Here is a 15,860-nt window from a genome sequence, read left to right as displayed (position 1 = left end):
CTCTCGTTGATTAAATAAATTATAAAAATCATAACCTACAGCTAACTGCTAAAGGCTATAAAGCTAAAAGCTATGTTAAAAAACTATATAAAGATCGCACTTAGAAACCTCTCGAGGCACAAGATATTCTCATTCATCAATCTGGGTGGATTGGCCGTAGGTATGGCGGTGGCTATGTTAATCGGTTTATGGATTTGGGATGAATTATCATTTAACAAGAATTTCAAAAACCACGATAAAATTGCTGCTGTTTGGCAAAATCAAACCTTTAATGGCTTTAAAGGAACCCAAAGATCAGTCCCTTATGTTTTGGGTGATGAAATTAAAGCCAAGTACGGCAGCGACTTTAAGTATGTGGTAATGTGTTCATGGGAAGGAGAGCATGCCTTGTCGTACGGTGATAAGAAATTGCTGCCCAGTGGAAATTTCTTTGAACCGGAAATTACCGAAGTTGTTAGTCGTTAGCTAAATAAATTAATAAACCTAATAGCCAATAGCTAAAACCTAAAGGCTTAAAACTATAAAAGAATGATAAAATTAAAAGATATATCAAAGTGGTATTCAAACGGGTCAGCTAAAGCGCATATTCTGCGTCACATTGATCTTGAAATCAAAGAAGGTGAGTTTGCATCGATCATGGGCCCGTCGGGTTCCGGGAAATCTACTTTACTGCACATTATGGGTATGATTGATGACCCTTCTGAAGGTGAGTATTCTTTTGAAGGAGAATCTGTTTTTACCTTGAAAGAGAAACAACGCTCGGAGCTATATAAAAAACACATTGGTTTTGTATTTCAGGCCTATCATTTAATTGATGAGTTAACAGTTTATGAAAATATTGAAACACCACTGCTATATCATAAAATAAGTTCTTCGGAGCGTAAGGCCATGGTTGCAGACATATTAGACCGCTTTCAGATTGTTGGAAAGAAAGACCTGTTTCCGGAGCAATTATCAGGAGGACAACAGCAATTAGTGGGTATTGCCAGAGCGGTGATCACCAAGCCTAAACTAATCTTAGCCGATGAGCCAACGGGTAACCTCAACTCAAAGCAAGGCGAAGAAATTATGGATTTGTTTACCCGATTAAATAAAGAAGACGGAGTGACCATTGTACAAGTAACCCATTCGGAAAAGAATGCGTCGTATGGTTCAAGAATTATAAATCTGTTAGATGGAAAAATTGCCTAATAGTTATATAAGCTGTAACCAAAAAATTACGGCAACAGCTTTCAAGAAATATCTTGTATTAAAAAAAATATATTTAGTTTCAGCCTCAAATAATTTAAATACCTTGAAAAAGCCGATATTCTTATTCATTACATCAAGTATTTTACTGTTTAATAAAGCACAAGCCCAGGAGAAATTTACCTTGGAGCAATGTGTGAACTATGCTTTAGAGCACAATTTGAGTATAAAGCAGGCAAAATTTGCTCAATCCGTTTCAGAAGTAAATTATTCACAATCTAAGTTTGATTTGGCACCTACAGTAAATGGTAATATTTCACAGCTTAATAACTTTGGGCGGAGTGTTAACCAGGTTACTTACGAGTATGCAAATACAACAACCAATAACCTTAATTATGGGTTGTCGGCTAATTGGAACTTATTCTCAGGTTTACAAAGAGTGAATTCCATTAAGCAAGCAAAGTATTCTTTAATGGCTAATCAAAGTAACGTAGAAAAAACCATTCAGGATGTTTCGTTAAATGTCGTTACCCAGTTTTTAGCTACGCTATTCAATGAAGAGCAGGTGAATAACCTTACCAACCAATTAAAAGTAAGTCAGGAACAGGCGGAAATGGCGAAGAAAAAAGCAGATGTGGGAAGTATTACAGAAGCTGACTATTTGCAGTTTAAGGCACAGGTGGCTATAGATGAAACAAATTTAACATCTGCACAGAATCAATTTGAAATTTCAACATTAGAATTAAAACAATTGTTGAGTTTAGAACCGCAACAAGCTTTTAGCATTCAACGCCCAAGTGAGAATGCTTTAAAAGCAAGCAATTTGCAATACGACGCTAATTATGTTTATAATGAAGCAGTGAAAATTAATCCTGCCATAAAGATCAGTGAGTATCAAAAGCTATCTTATGAAAAGTTAGTGAGTATGGCACGCGGAGCATATTATCCGACTTTAAGTATGAATGCTAACATGGGTTCATATTATTCATGGCAATTTGAAGTTCCTGATGATCCAAATAACCCCAACGGTTCAAAGCATCGTCCTTCATTCAGCGATCAGTACGATAGCTTTTTAGGTAAATCACTGAACTTTAGTTTGAATATTCCGATATTCAATGGGTTACAGTCCAGAAACAATGTTAAAAAGGCTAAAATTGATTATGAAAATGCTAAAGCCAGTGAAGAATTAGCTAAAAATGTATTGAACAAAACCATTGCTCAATCTGTTGCCGATTTAAGAGCTGCTGAAAAGAAATATGCATCAGCTCAAAGTTCTTTCGAATCGCTTAAAAAAGCATACGAATACAGTCAAAAACGTTTTGATGTAGGCTTGATCAATAGTTTGGACCTGAATATTTCAAAAAACAATTACAGTAAATCAGAATCGGAAGCTCTTCAGGCAAAATATGATATGATTTTTAAGAGCAAAGTGATTGATTATTACTTAGGAAAGCCGTTAACTTTATAATAAAAATAATAGATCAGCAATAACACGAAACTTAAATGAAGAAAAGTAATAAAATGCTATGGTACTTGTTGAGTGCGGTAGCGCTGTTAATAATTGTTGCATTTGTTGGTAAGAAACAAGGATGGATCGGTGGCAAGGATGAAGTGGAGGTATCTGTTGAGCCTGTTTCAAAACTAACTATTGTTGAAACAGTATCGGCAAGTGGTAAAATCCAACCGGAAGTAGAAGTGAAACTTAGTCCGGAAGTTTCAGGTGAATTGGTAGAGATTTATGTGAAAGAAGGTGACAGGGTTAAAAAAGGGCAGTTGTTATGTAAGATTCGTCCAGACTTTTATGCATCTGATTATAGCCGTTCGGAAGCAATGGTGAATGAGGTAAAAGCCAATATGGCCAACAGCCAGGCTCAACTTGCATCAGCTGAAGCTACCTTTAAAAATGCCGAAGCTTCTTATAACCGTAACCAAAAGTTGTTTCAGGACAAAGTAATTTCTCAATCAGAATATGATGCTGCTTTAGCTCAGTATGAACAGGCTAAGCAAAGTGTAAGCGCGGCTAAACAAAGTGTACAGGCTGCTCGTTATAATGTGGCCTCTACTCAGGCTTCGTTAGAACAGTCAGGGGTTAACCTTGCCAAGACCACTATCTACTCTCCAATTGATGGAATTGTTTCGTTGTTAAGCGTTAAAAAAGGTGAACGCGTATTAGGTACAGCTCAAATGCAGGGCACCGAGATTATGCGTATTGCCGATTTAAAAAGCATGGAAGCTGTGGTTGATGTAAATGAGAACGATATTAATCGTATTTCATTAAATGACACCGCTGATATTGAAGTAGATGCTTTCCTTGGTAAGAAATTTAAAGGAGTGGTTACTTCAATTGCTAATTCTGCTTCAACTGCAAGCTCAACTGCTACCACTGACCAGGTAACTAATTTTCAAGTTAAAGTGCATTTGATTCCTTCGTCGTATGAACAGTTACTAAAAGGAAGCGCTGAGTCGCCGTTCCGTCCGGGTTTGTCTTCAACGGTTGATGTTCATACCGAAAAATCAACAAATGCTTTATCCGTTCCTATTCAGTCGGTAACCACACGCGAGCCAGAGAAAAAAGATGATAAAGACAAAGGGCCTCAGTCAAAAGAGGATGATAAAAAGGCCGATAAATCAATGGATCAGGTTCAGCCTTTGGTATTTGTTATGCGTAATGGGGTCGCTCAATCGGTTAACGTAACCACCGGTATTCAGAACGATTCGTTCATCGAAATTAAATCGGGTTTAAAGGCGGGTGATCAAGTCATCACTGGCCCCTATCTGGCAGTATCTAAGACACTTAAGAGCGGCGATAAGGTAAAAAAAGTGGAGAAGGATAAGTTGTACGCCGGCGAAAAGAAAAAATAGTTTTCAATAATTTCTTGAAAATGGCCTAATTTAATGTAAAATTGGGCCATTTTTATTTTAAAACGTTTAGTCGTTAACCATTTCAAAACCAATTAAGGAGTTTAAAAGTTCGTGGCCTCAATTGAGCAGACTATTTATCTTTAAGAACTCATACCTAATAAATGTTAACCGAAGAGAAAAAGAATATACTAGTTATTGGCGGTGGAAGCTGGGCAACCGCCATTGTAAAGATGCTTACTGATAATAGCCGTAAGCATACTATTTTTTGGTGGATGCGTAATCATGAGGATATTGAGCATTTGCGGAAGTATCGTCATAATCCACGTTATTTAAGTTCGGTTGAAATTAATGTTGCTCCAGAAAACCTGACCTCGGATCTGAAAGGAACAATTGCAAAGGTTGATGTTATCATATTGGCTGTTCCCGCAGCTTTTTTAAAGACTGCCATTGCAGAGTTGTCGGAAGAAGACTTTAAAGGTAAGATTGTTGTTTCTGCTATTAAAGGTTTTGAGCCCTCGGATAACCTCATCATTGGGGAGTTCTTGAACACCCGTTATAACGTTCCATTGAGTCACATTGCAGTAATATCTGGTCCTTGCCATGCCGAAGAGGTAGCATTAGAAAAACTGTCGTACCTGACCATAGCTTCTAAGAATCATGATGTAGCTGAATTGATTGCACAAGCTCTTTTAAACCGATACATTAAAACAACTGTTTCTGATGATATCTACGGTACAGAATACGCGGCTGTGTTAAAGAATATATTCGCTGTTGCCAGTGGAATTTGCCATGGATTAGGTTATGGTGATAATTTTCAAGCAGTACTAATTTCAAATGGCTTACAAGAGATCAAGCGTTTTGTGGATGCAGTTCACCCGATTGATCGTGATATAAAGGATTCGGCTTACTTAGGGGATTTGCTGGTAACTGCATATTCCCAGTTTAGTCGCAACCGTACCTTTGGTAATATGGTCGGAAAGGGGTATTCAGTGAAGTCGGCCCAGTTGGAAATGAACATGGTAGCTGAAGGATATTACGCTGTAAAATGTTTGCACGAGATTAATCGAACCTACAAAGTATATATGCCTATCAGCAGGGCTGTTTACGCAATTCTTTACGAAAATATTTCGCCAAGTATGGAAATAAGATTGTTGGCAGAAAAGTTAAGCTAGGAATAAGCTTCAGAGTTCAAAGACCTGTTGACAGAAGAAATAGTTGAATGCACAAAAAAAGTCCGGATCATTGATCCGGACTTTTTTATATCGATTAAATGAGATTACCAACGACCTCTTTTATCTTCGCTGCTTGATGGTCTGCGCTCACGGTTACCACCTCCGAAGCCACCACGGCCTCCGCGATCACCTCTGTCAGAACGTTCGCCATTACGCTCACGGTTTCCTCCAAAGCCACCGCTGCGACGCTCACCGCCTTCACGGTTTCCACCTTCGCGGTTGCCGCCAAACGAACGACGTTCGCCACCGCCAAAGCCTGAGCGACGCTCTTCGCGTTTACGGTCACCGTCTTGCGAAATTTCAACACGAACCTGACGGCCGTTGAAATCTTTGCTTTTGAAACCTTCGAAGATCTTGTCAACGTTATCGCTTTCGATTTCAAAGAATGAGTAAACACCTTTAACATCGATACGGCCAATCTTGCTTCCACTTACATGTGCATTGTCGCAAATGTAACGTAACATGTCACCACGTGTAAAGTCATCAAGAGAACCCAGGTTAACGAATAAACGAGTAAACTTGCCGGCTCCACCGCGCATTGTATGACGTTCGCCTCTTTCACCTCTTTCACCAACACGTTCACGACCTTCGCGCTCGTCTACACGGGCGTTCAAATCAGGAGCGTTTTTATAGTAATCAAGGAAACGGTTGAACTCTAAGGATGCAAAACGTTTAATGATATCTTCTTTGCTAACATCAGCAAATTCGGCATTTATGCGTTCCAGGTACTGATCGATCTGGTCATTCAATTGCACATTGTGTACTTTGTGAATAAGCGCAAATAATTGTTTTTCACAAACATCAAATCCGTTAGGAATATCACATTTAGTGAATTTCTTTTTTATAATACGCTCAATCTGACGGATTTTACCCATTTCTTTGCTATTAACAATAGCCATAGAAACGCCGGTTTTACCAGCACGAGCTGTACGTCCACTTCGGTGAGTGTAGCTTTCTACATCATCAGGTAATGAATAGTTAATTACGTGAGTTACGTCGTTAACGTCAATACCGCGTGCTGCAACGTCAGTAGCAATCAATAACTGTAAAGAACGATCGCGGTAGCGTTTCATTACTTTATCGCGTTGTTGCTGTGATAAGTCGCCGTGTAAAGCATCAGCATTGTATCCATCACGGATTAGAGCTTCAGCAATTTCCTGCGTTTCAATTTTGGTACGACAGAAAACAATACCGAAAATTTCAGGGTTAAAATCAACTAAACGTTTAAAGGCAGCGTATTTATCACGTGCTTTCGCAACATAATATTCGTGCTCAATGTTAGCGTTACCTTCGTTACGATTACCTACGGTTAATTCAAATGGGTCGGTCATGTAATTTTGTGAAATACGACGTACCTCATTTGGCATAGTTGCCGAGAATAACCAGGTGTTTTTAGTGTCAGGAGTGTGAGAAAGGATAGAGTTGATGTCTTCCTGGAAACCCATATTCAACATCTCATCTGCTTCGTCTAACACAGAGATTTTTACATTATCAAAGTTGATAACATTACGGTTGATAATATCCAACATACGGCCAGGAGTAGCTACAATAATGTGAGCTCCACGCTTAAGGTCGCGCATTTGGTTAATAATGCTGGCACCGCCATAAACAGCTACAACATTAACTTGGCCAAGGTATTTACTGAAATTTACTAAGTCGTTAGTAATTTGTAAGCAAAGTTCGCGTGTTGGACATAATACCAACGCTTGTGGCTGACGCAAATCAAGGTTGATAAGCTCCAGCATTGGCAAGCCAAATGCTGCAGTTTTACCGGTACCTGTTTGTGCTAAACCAACAAAGTCACGATTGCCTTTTAAAAGTTCTGGGATTGCTTGTTCCTGAATAGGAGTAGGCGCTTCGAATCCCAGCTCAGTAATAGCTTGGACAGTTTTGGGGCCAATGCCCAATTGTTCAAATAAATTCATCAAGTTTTTTAAGTTTTAACCGAATGGTTAACAGGAGGGTAGCTTGGGATTTAAAAAGGGGATGATCGCCAGATCAAAATGCCTCTCTACCTTTTCCGATAAACATCGGGTGTTTTTATCAGCCGCAAAGGTAAGGTTATTTTATTTTAAAAACCAAATAAGTTTTTGATATACCTTGTTGATTTTCAGGTTTTAATCTTTTTTAAAGATCCTTGATCGGATAAAAATGATAGCTATCATACTATTTAAAAGGGAATTAAAAGAAAAAGCAGATTAACCATTTAAGGTCATCTGCTTTTCATTATTTTATATTTTAATCTTTTAATTAACGTAATCGATCAGCTGAGCGCACAAGGTTTTCATCTCTTCTGATCGAGCGTAGCGCCAGCATTAATGCAATAATGATCACAGTAAAGAGGTAAGATCCAATTTTTGCAGTCCACTCCGAAACTTGTCCCAAACTCGCAGGTTGTGCTTTAGTCATCATGAAGATTGAAAGACCTAAAGCTAAAAATGCGTTTATCCAGCAAAGACTAATCTGACGCTTTCTGTTTTTATAAAGAAAGATCGTAATTAATGCTAACGCCGCTACTGCAATTGTTAAAATAATGCCCGGAATATAAGTTTCGACTTGGTTAGGGCCTGCCATTGACATAACATACTTGCCTGATGTTTTAATCTCCACCAATTCTTTAATACTGCCTTGTCCTTGGTTGTCCATATCCACAAAACTTATCACAGGAACAAAGAATAGAGCCGTTGCTGCAATAAAAGCGATGGCTAAGTAGATTGATTGTACGCGTTGTATCATGGAGCCAAATATAGTTAGTCAATAATCTATAGTCAATAGTTAATAGTCAATAGCCATTGGACCATAGTTAAGGGGGCTTTTATGTATAAATTGATTCCAATGTCATTTTGTAAATTGATCAAATAATGCGGCTACACTATTTGTGACTCTTAAATGTGAATTTGTGCAATTTGTTTAATTCGTGAAATTCGTGTCTATCTTTGGGGCAAAAAAGGACTTCTATTTATGAGATTAAAAATTACACTGTTTGTAGTGCTATTAAGTTTGATTATCGACAATGCGGTTGCTCAAGATTATATATTGGATGCTGATTCTGTAAAGTATGAAGGTTATATCTCCAAGGCAATGCCACGAAGTGTAAAGATTGGTTTAAGGGGCAAGAATAAAGATCAGGTATTTACTGCAGGTTCAATTAAAGGCTATTTCGATGACATGAGTTCGATAACTTATATTTCGAAGAAAGTACTGAATGCTGACGAGGATGATTTCATTTTCATACCTAAAGGAAAAGTAATTAGTGAAGAATCAACAGTTAAGTTTTACGATGGGAACATGAAATGTATTTTGAATGAAAAAGTTAGTTATTTATTGATAACGACCTATGGAGGCTTAGTCAGTTATGGGGGGAAAGTTTCTGGGCGATCAGTTATTACTGAACTTTATTTGGAAAATGATAAAGTAGGATTGAAGAAAATTCCTTTTGGCTTTTTGGGTGATAAGTTAGAGACTTCTAAAATTTTGCTAGAATACTTTAGAGATAATAGATCAATAGTAACCAAAATAAATACAGGTCGAATTAAGAATACTGCCAATGGGATAAAAGAACTGGTGCAGGAATACATATCAAGTAATACCACTACATCCAATAATTAATTTAGAGCAGGTGTGATGGAGGCGCAAAAAAAACATCGCTATTTCGTTGAACTTGCCTACAAAGGCACCAATTTTCATGGCTGGCAAATTCAGCCTAATGCAATTAGTGTTCAAGAAGTTTTGAATAAGGCATTATCGACTGTGTTGCGTGAAGAAATTGAAACGGTTGGTTGTGGAAGAACGGATACAGGCGTTCATGCCACTAATTTCTTTTCTCATTTTGATACGGTTACTGAAATAAGAAGCCAGCAATCAGGAGTCAGTAATGGAGAATCCGAAATCCGAAATCCTCAATCTATAATTACTCATGATCGATTAGTTAAAGCGATAAATGCTTTAGTAGGGTACGAAATCGCTATAAAGCGTTTCATAAAAGTTGTTCCTGAAGCTCATGCCCGTTTTGATGCAACAAGTCGTTCGTACGAATATCATGTGCATTTCGTAAAAGATCCTTTTAAGTTAGAAATCTCTTATTTGTTAGGGAGCCAGCCGGACGTTGAACTTATGAATAAAGCCGCATCAGTAATAATGCAACATACCGACTTTAGCTGTTTTAGTAAGAGTAATACCCAAACCTTCACGAACAATTGTAAGATAACGAGGGCAGAATGGGTGCAAGTAGAAGGAGGCTTAGTGTTTCATATCACTGCCGATCGCTTTCTTCGTAATATGGTAAGGGCAATTGTTGGAACGCTCCTCGATGTTGGAAAAGGGAATTTGTCGCTTAATGATGTTCCGAAAATACTGGAGAGTAAAAACCGCTCGAATGCGGGTGAGTCGGTTCCGGCGGCAGGTTTGTTCTTAACAACGATTACTTACCCGTATCTATAGCCAGCGGAACGTAAAATATCTGTTAAATCAAACCAGATAACAATTTTGTCGTTAAACTAGTTGACAATATTTCAATTCGTACTTTTAGAACCTAAATTCCTTAAATCAGTTTATGGCCGTAACCGGAAACGCCCTTGATGTAAAACTTACTAAAAGAGTACTTAATTATGCCAAACCCTATAAGGGTATTTTTTATTGGGCAGTGGTCTTAACCATTGCTTTGGCTATTGTTGCTCCATTACGTCCCTACCTGGTTGAGTATACCGTTGATCATTTCATTTTATACAATGATGTAAACGGATTATTAGGTATGACGGGCTTGATGATAGGGGTAATTTTACTGCAAACAATTATTCAATACAATCATACTTTTTGCACCAACTGGCTGGGTCAATCGGTGATAAAAGATATGCGGAGAGATACCTTTGATCATATCACTAATCTTCGCTTAAAGTTTTTCGATAATACACCTATAGGAACACTTATTACCCGTACTGTTTCTGACTTAGAAACAATTGCTGATGTTTTTTCCGAAGGGTTGATCTCAATAATTGGGGATATTCTGCAGATCGTAACGATTATCGCTTTTATGCTTTATACCGATTCGGTTTTAACACTGGTAGTGCTTGCGCCGATGCCTTTGTTGCTGGTGGCTACCTATGTGTTTAAAGAAGCTATCAAGTCGGCATTTCAAGATGTGCGCCAACAAGTAACCCGTTTAAATACTTTTTTGCAGGAACACATAACCGGAATGTTTGTTACACAACTTTTCGGTCGCGAAGATCAAGAATTCAATAAGTTTAAAAGCATTAACCGCTCCCACCGAAAGGCCAATATTCGTTCTAACTGGTACTATTCGATCTTTTTTCCAGTTGTAGAGTTGATTTCAGCCATGTCGGTTGGTCTGTTGGTTTGGTGGGGTTCTAAAGAAATTATAGGCGATAAAATTTCACCAGGAGTGGTGGTTTCTTTCCTGATGTATATCAACATGCTGTATCGTCCTATCCGGGAGCTTGCTGATAAGTTCAATACCTTGCAAATGGGTATGGTAAGCGCTGAACGTGTGTTTAAAGTGATTGATACAGATGAGATAACACCTAATAAAGGAACCTTAAAGCCTGATGGTTTAAAAGGCGAAGTTGAATTTGAAAATGTTTGGTTTGCTTACAATGATGAGCAATGGGTGTTAAAAGACCTTTCATTTAAAATTAAACCCGGGGAAACCCTGGCACTTGTTGGTGCTACCGGAGCCGGAAAGTCGTCAACGATCAATATTTTAAATCGATTTTATGAAATTAGTAAGGGCTCAGTAAAGCTTGATGGTGTGGATGTTCGGGATTATGATTTGAATTATTTGCGATCGTCAATAGCTACAGTTTTGCAAGATGTTTTCCTCTTTTCAGATTCTATATATAATAACATAAGCTTGAATAATGATAAGATTTCTCATGCTCAAATAGAAGAAGCAGCACGTGAAGTCGGAGCAGAAGATTTTATAAAACGATTGCCTGGTGGTTTTAACTATAATGTAATGGAGCGGGGAGCCACACTCTCCGTTGGTCAGGCTCAATTAGTTTCTTTCATTCGTGCATTGGTTTATGATCCTAAGATTTTAGTGTTAGATGAAGCCACTTCTTCAGTTGATACCGAAACCGAAGAGTTAATTCAACGTGCGATCTTAAAGTTGATGCAGGGACGTACCACCATTGTTATTGCCCACCGCTTATCAACCATTCAAAATGCAGATAAGATTATTGTGTTAGATAAAGGAGAGATAAAAGAAATGGGTAATCATCAGGAGTTGTTGAAACTAAATGGTTATTACAAACGCTTGTATGATTTGCAGTTTAATTCGGTAGGGATTAAGATGTAAGTAAATTTCTGAGATAAAGCTAAAATTGTAGTAAGGAAAGATTTGCCGTAGTCACCCTGAGCGCAGTCGAAGGGTGTTTCGACTGCGCTCAACACGACACGTTTAATCAGTATTTCATTGCTAATTTCAGTTTTGCCCAAAACTGTTCATCAAAGGAGGAAGGACCCAAGACACTTGTTCCTGTGTCATCTCCATGCCTTATCACTACCAGGTCAAGGCTGGGTACTATATATATCTTTTTGTCCCCTTTACCTAAAGCAGCAATCATATCTGTAGGAGCCGAAGGTGTTAATGCACCCGGGAAAACAGTTTGTAACGTGGGAACCATAAAATTGGCTTTGCCGTTTAACCACCACAAATAACCATACGATGGATTGTAAGTGTTCGAAGTGTTTACCATTGCATTAAAATAGTTCTGGTCGGTCATTAATGTTTTGTCAGCCCATTTACCCTTGTTTAGAATCAATAACCCGAAACGGGCCATGTCTCGTGTGTTCAACCACAAAATGTAGTTTACCCAAGTTGAACCTTTCATGCCAATTACATCCGATAGCTTAGTTTTGGTATAATTATTCATCGTTGTGCCCGATGCTGTTGCTATAATATTCTGGATTAAATGATAGGGTGCATTATGATAGGCCCAACGTTTTCCTGCATCAGCTTTATAAATCAAACATGATGGGTCGGTACAATCTACATCTGCGACTCCGTCATCTAATCCGGTGGTCATACTAAGCTGATGTTTGATGGTAATTAAATCTTCTTTGACTGCAGGACAGCTACTCCAACCTGTCCCCAGGTATTTTGAGGTTTTATCATTAATATTAAGAATACCCTCTTGTTGAGCAATTCCTGTTAAAAAAGCAACAACACTTTTTCCGGCGGAAGCGATATAGTATTTGGTGTCCTTGTTCCAATTATTCCAATAGTTCTCGGTTACAATTCTTCCTCTATGTAAAATGATCAGTCCATAGGTGTTTTTACTTTGAGCAAAAGTAATGGCCTCGGCAAGCTTGGTTTCATCCCAGCCTAATGAAGACGCAGTTTCTGTCTCCCATTCGTTCGAGGAGTTAGGAGGGAAATAATACGATTTATTATCTGAAGGAGGGTTGGGCTCTGGGTTGTTGTTGGAAGAGCATGAAAATAGTAATGTCGAAATTAATAGTAGCGGTTTGCAGATATTCTTCATTTGTATGTTTTTGGCTTTGACATGCGCAAGATAGAAACGTTTAATGGCCTTGCAAATGGATGTTTTTAGTTATTTCGATTGTTAGTGTTAATTAGATGGTTATCAGTGTTTAAACAAGTTTTTGGTCATGTTTTTTTTGTAGATTTAATGTAACCAACCTTATTAAAACATGAAAAAGTTAACTGCATTATTAACCGCATCATTGATTCTGCTGTGCTGTGGATTGCGCGCGCAAAATACCGATGATGCTAGTATGAAGGCTTGGCAAGCCTATATGACTCCAGGGGAAGTACATAAAATGCTGGCTAAGGATGATGGTCAGTGGACCTATGAAATGACAGCCTGGATGGCGCCTGATGCTCCTCCGTCTAAAAGCACCGGCACGTGTGTTAATAAAATGATTTTAGGTGGCCGTTATCAACAATCAACCTATAAGGGAACTTTTATGGGCCAACCTTTTGAGGGCATCGCTACAACTGCATATGATAATGGAAAGAAAACATTCTATAGTACCTGGATAGATAATATGGGCACTGGCATCATGTGGCAGGAAGGTCAGTGGGATGATGCATCCAAAACACTTACCATGATGGGTAAAAGTTATGATCCAATGAAAGGAAAAGACTGTCAGTCAAAATCTGTGATGAAATGGCCTGATGTTAACACCCAGGTAATGGAAATGTACATGGTGATGGATGATGGCAAAGAATTTAAAACAATGGAATTGAAAGCGAAGAGAAAGTAGCATAATTTGAAATTTTGAAAATTTGAAGATGTGCAGATGAGTAAATCAATGTGCAGATGAATAAATGTGCCAATAAGGCAGTATAGCTTATTTGCACATTTATTCATTAATGCTGCAGAAGTGTTTCGGAAACAGCCTCTCCAATGCAACTCTGGAGAAATAGAATTGATTGTTAATATCATTAGCCGGAATTTTTATGGGCCTATTAAAAGCAAAGCTTAAGCATATTAAAATCTTTAGATGCATTTTCAAATTATTAAAATAAACTTAGCTTTGCACCACAACTTTTAAACCCGGTTGTACTATTGGTTTTGCCTTTTGAAAACTATTGAACTACGATGTTTACTAGCATTGAGGGTTATACAAGAATCAACAAAACACTTTCATAAATAAGCTTAAAATGAGCGTACTTGTTAATAAAAACTCAAAAGTTATTGTTCAAGGATTCACAGGTAGCGAAGGTACTTTCCACGCTTCGCAAATGATTGAATACGGAACAAATGTAGTGGGTGGTGTAACTCCAGGCAAAGGGGGGCAATATCACTTAGAATTACCAGTATTTAATACTGTGGCTGACGCGGTAAAAGAAACAGGCGCTGATGTGTCAATTATCTTCGTTCCACCTGCATTTGCTGCAGATGCTATTATGGAAGCTGCTGCTGCTGGTATTAAAGTAATTATTTGTATCACTGAAGGTATTCCTACTAAGGATATGATTCAGGTTAAAGAATACTTAAAAGATAAATCAAGCCGTTTAATTGGTCCTAACTGCCCAGGCGTTATGACAGCAGGCGAAGCTAAAGTTGGTATTATGCCAGGCTTTATCTTTACTCCAGGTCGCGTTGGTATCGTTTCTAAATCAGGAACCTTAACTTACGAGGCTGTAGATCAAATCACTAAACAAAACTTAGGTCAGTCAACTGCAATTGGTATCGGTGGAGACCCAATTATTGGTACCACTACTAAAGAAGCAGTTGAATTATTAATGAACGACCCTGAAACTGATGGTATCATCATGATCGGTGAGATTGGTGGTGGGATGGAAGCTGAAGCTGCTCGTTGGATTCAGGCAAACGGTACTAAACCAGTTGTAGGTTTCATCGCTGGTCAAACTGCGCCTCCTGGCCGTCGTATGGGTCACGCTGGAGCAATTGTTGGTGGCGCTGATGATACTGCTGCTGCTAAAATGAAGATTATGCGTGAGTGTGGTATTCGTGTAGTAGAATCTCCTGCTGAAATTGGCGAAGCCATGGCAGAAGAATTGAAGAAAGCTGGAAAAATCTAAAATCAGATATCAGGTATGCGATGTGGTGTATGAGACTCATCGCATACCTTTTTTTATTATTAGAGAGTTTTAGCCTGTAAGATTTCTCATTCTTTTTTCGACTAAGTCGAAAGCTCATATCTCACATCTAAAACCTCCAAGCTAAACACAAACATGAAACTTTTAGAAGGAAAAGTAGCCCTGATTACTGGCGCATCTAAGGGAATCGGTCGTAAGATCGCTGAATTATATGCCAAGAATGGTGCGCAAGTGGCTTTCACTTATTTATCATCTGTTGAAAAGGGACAAGCTTTAGAGCAGGAATTGCAACAATTTGGCACTAAAGTAAAAGGTTACCGTTCAGATGCTTCTGACTATAATGCTGCCGAGCAATTAATCAATGATATTGTTGCCGAATTTGGCAGAATCGATATCGTGGTTAATAATGCTGGTATTACCAAAGATGGTTTGTTAATGCGTATGACCGAAGAACAATGGGATGAAGTTTTACGTGTGAACTTGAAATCAATCTTTAACTTAACTAAAGCTGCTTCTAAGCCAATGATGAAACAGCGTTCTGGTGTTTTTGTAAACATGAGCTCTATTGTAGGTTTACAAGGTAATGCTGGACAGGCTAACTATGCTGCTTCTAAGGCGGGTATTATTGGTTTTACTAAATCAATTGCTAAAGAATTAGGTTCTCGTAACATTCGCGCCAATGTAGTTTGTCCGGGTTTTATTAAAACCGAAATGACCGATGTGTTACCTGCAGAGCAAGTAGCAAAATGGGCGGAGTCAATTCCATTAAAGCGTATGGGCGAAACCGAAGACGTGGCTAACTTAACTGTATTCTTAGGTTCTGATATGAGCGCATACATCACCGGACAGTCAATTGCTGTTTGTGGTGGTATGGAATCATAATAGCAGCTTAAGTAGATATAAAAAACAAGCCGGATTTCTTTCGAAATTCGGCTTGTGTGTTTTTTATAGGTGGTGTTCGATGTTCAAATATAACAAGAGGATAAATAAGCTGACTACGTAGAACTACGCGATTTTACTTTTTGTTT

At 38.4% G+C, this 15,860-nt stretch carries 14 protein-coding genes; 11 read left to right on the top strand and 3 right to left on the bottom strand.

The features are described 5' to 3' along the window. Positions 1 to 72: 72 nt before the first annotated feature. The 5 genes from NF867_RS03025 (at position 73) to NF867_RS03005 (ending at position 5,222) form a co-directional block, all read left to right on the top strand. Positions 73 to 465 carry an ABC transporter permease gene (locus NF867_RS03025; protein ID WP_252586069.1) on the top strand — a complete coding sequence of 131 codons (393 nt, stop codon included), beginning with the start codon at positions 73 to 75 and terminating at the stop codon, positions 463 to 465. A gap of 63 nt (positions 466 to 528) precedes the next feature. Next, on the top strand, positions 529 to 1,191 hold the full coding sequence (locus NF867_RS03020) for an ABC transporter ATP-binding protein (RefSeq protein ID WP_252586068.1): 663 nt from the start codon (positions 529 to 531) through the stop codon (positions 1,189 to 1,191). A gap of 103 nt (positions 1,192 to 1,294) precedes the next feature. Next, a complete protein-coding gene (locus NF867_RS03015; RefSeq protein ID WP_252586067.1) occupies positions 1,295 to 2,656 on the top strand; it encodes a TolC family protein in 1,362 nt (453 codons plus the stop codon). Positions 2,657 to 2,691: 35 nt separating this feature from the next. Continuing rightward, a complete protein-coding gene (locus NF867_RS03010; RefSeq protein WP_252586066.1) occupies positions 2,692 to 4,050 on the top strand; it encodes an efflux RND transporter periplasmic adaptor subunit in 1,359 nt (452 codons plus the stop codon). Between the two features lie 161 nt (positions 4,051 to 4,211). Continuing rightward, a complete protein-coding gene (locus NF867_RS03005) occupies positions 4,212 to 5,222 on the top strand; it encodes an NAD(P)H-dependent glycerol-3-phosphate dehydrogenase (RefSeq protein ID WP_252586065.1) in 1,011 nt (336 codons plus the stop codon). A 104-nt stretch (positions 5,223 to 5,326) separates the two neighbouring features. Here the strand turns inward: NF867_RS03005 and NF867_RS03000 are convergent, their stop codons facing one another. Beyond that, on the bottom strand, positions 5,327 to 7,207 hold the full coding sequence (locus NF867_RS03000; RefSeq protein ID WP_252586064.1) for a DEAD/DEAH box helicase: 1,881 nt from the start codon (positions 7,205 to 7,207) through the stop codon (positions 5,327 to 5,329). A 325-nt stretch (positions 7,208 to 7,532) separates the two neighbouring features. Next, positions 7,533 to 8,018, bottom strand: coding sequence for a DUF4293 domain-containing protein (locus tag NF867_RS02995; RefSeq protein WP_252586063.1), 486 nt, complete (start codon positions 8,016 to 8,018; stop codon positions 7,533 to 7,535). 225 nt (positions 8,019 to 8,243) lie between these two features. Here NF867_RS02995 and NF867_RS02990 point away from each other — a divergent pair, with 225 nt between their 5' ends. The 3 genes from NF867_RS02990 to NF867_RS02980 all read left to right on the top strand — a co-directional run bounded on the left by NF867_RS02990 (position 8,244) and on the right by NF867_RS02980 (position 11,595). Then, positions 8,244 to 8,891, top strand: coding sequence for a hypothetical protein (locus tag NF867_RS02990; RefSeq protein ID WP_252586062.1), 648 nt, complete (start codon positions 8,244 to 8,246; stop codon positions 8,889 to 8,891). 15 nt (positions 8,892 to 8,906) lie between these two features. Further along, positions 8,907 to 9,722, top strand: coding sequence for a tRNA pseudouridine(38-40) synthase TruA (gene truA, locus NF867_RS02985; RefSeq protein ID WP_252586061.1), 816 nt, complete (start codon positions 8,907 to 8,909; stop codon positions 9,720 to 9,722). 112 nt (positions 9,723 to 9,834) lie between these two features. Then, a complete protein-coding gene (locus tag NF867_RS02980; RefSeq protein ID WP_252586060.1) occupies positions 9,835 to 11,595 on the top strand; it encodes an ABC transporter ATP-binding protein in 1,761 nt (586 codons plus the stop codon). A 106-nt stretch (positions 11,596 to 11,701) separates the two neighbouring features. On the opposite strand, the gene NF867_RS02975 is transcribed toward NF867_RS02980, so the two are convergent. Then, positions 11,702 to 12,784 carry a serine hydrolase domain-containing protein gene (locus NF867_RS02975; protein ID WP_252586059.1) on the bottom strand — a complete coding sequence of 361 codons (1,083 nt, stop codon included), beginning with the start codon at positions 12,782 to 12,784 and terminating at the stop codon, positions 11,702 to 11,704. A 169-nt stretch (positions 12,785 to 12,953) separates the two neighbouring features. Here NF867_RS02975 and NF867_RS02970 point away from each other — a divergent pair, with 169 nt between their 5' ends. The 3 genes from NF867_RS02970 to fabG all read left to right on the top strand — a co-directional run bounded on the left by NF867_RS02970 (position 12,954) and on the right by fabG (position 15,714). After that, positions 12,954 to 13,529, top strand: a complete 576-nt coding sequence (locus NF867_RS02970; protein ID WP_252586058.1) for a DUF1579 domain-containing protein — start codon at positions 12,954 to 12,956, stop codon at positions 13,527 to 13,529. Between the two features lie 400 nt (positions 13,530 to 13,929). Continuing rightward, on the top strand, positions 13,930 to 14,814 hold the full coding sequence (gene sucD / locus NF867_RS02965; protein WP_252586057.1) for a succinate--CoA ligase subunit alpha: 885 nt from the start codon (positions 13,930 to 13,932) through the stop codon (positions 14,812 to 14,814). 153 nt (positions 14,815 to 14,967) lie between these two features. After that, positions 14,968 to 15,714 carry a 3-oxoacyl-[acyl-carrier-protein] reductase gene (gene fabG, locus NF867_RS02960; RefSeq protein ID WP_252586056.1) on the top strand — a complete coding sequence of 249 codons (747 nt, stop codon included), beginning with the start codon at positions 14,968 to 14,970 and terminating at the stop codon, positions 15,712 to 15,714. Positions 15,715 to 15,860 lie beyond the last annotated feature (146 nt).

Origin of the sequence: Solitalea agri (assembly GCF_023914155.1) — a bacterium.
GTDB classification, from domain to species: domain Bacteria; phylum Bacteroidota; class Bacteroidia; order Sphingobacteriales; family Sphingobacteriaceae; genus Solitalea; species Solitalea agri.
This window is presented reverse-complemented; position numbering and strand designations above follow the sequence as displayed.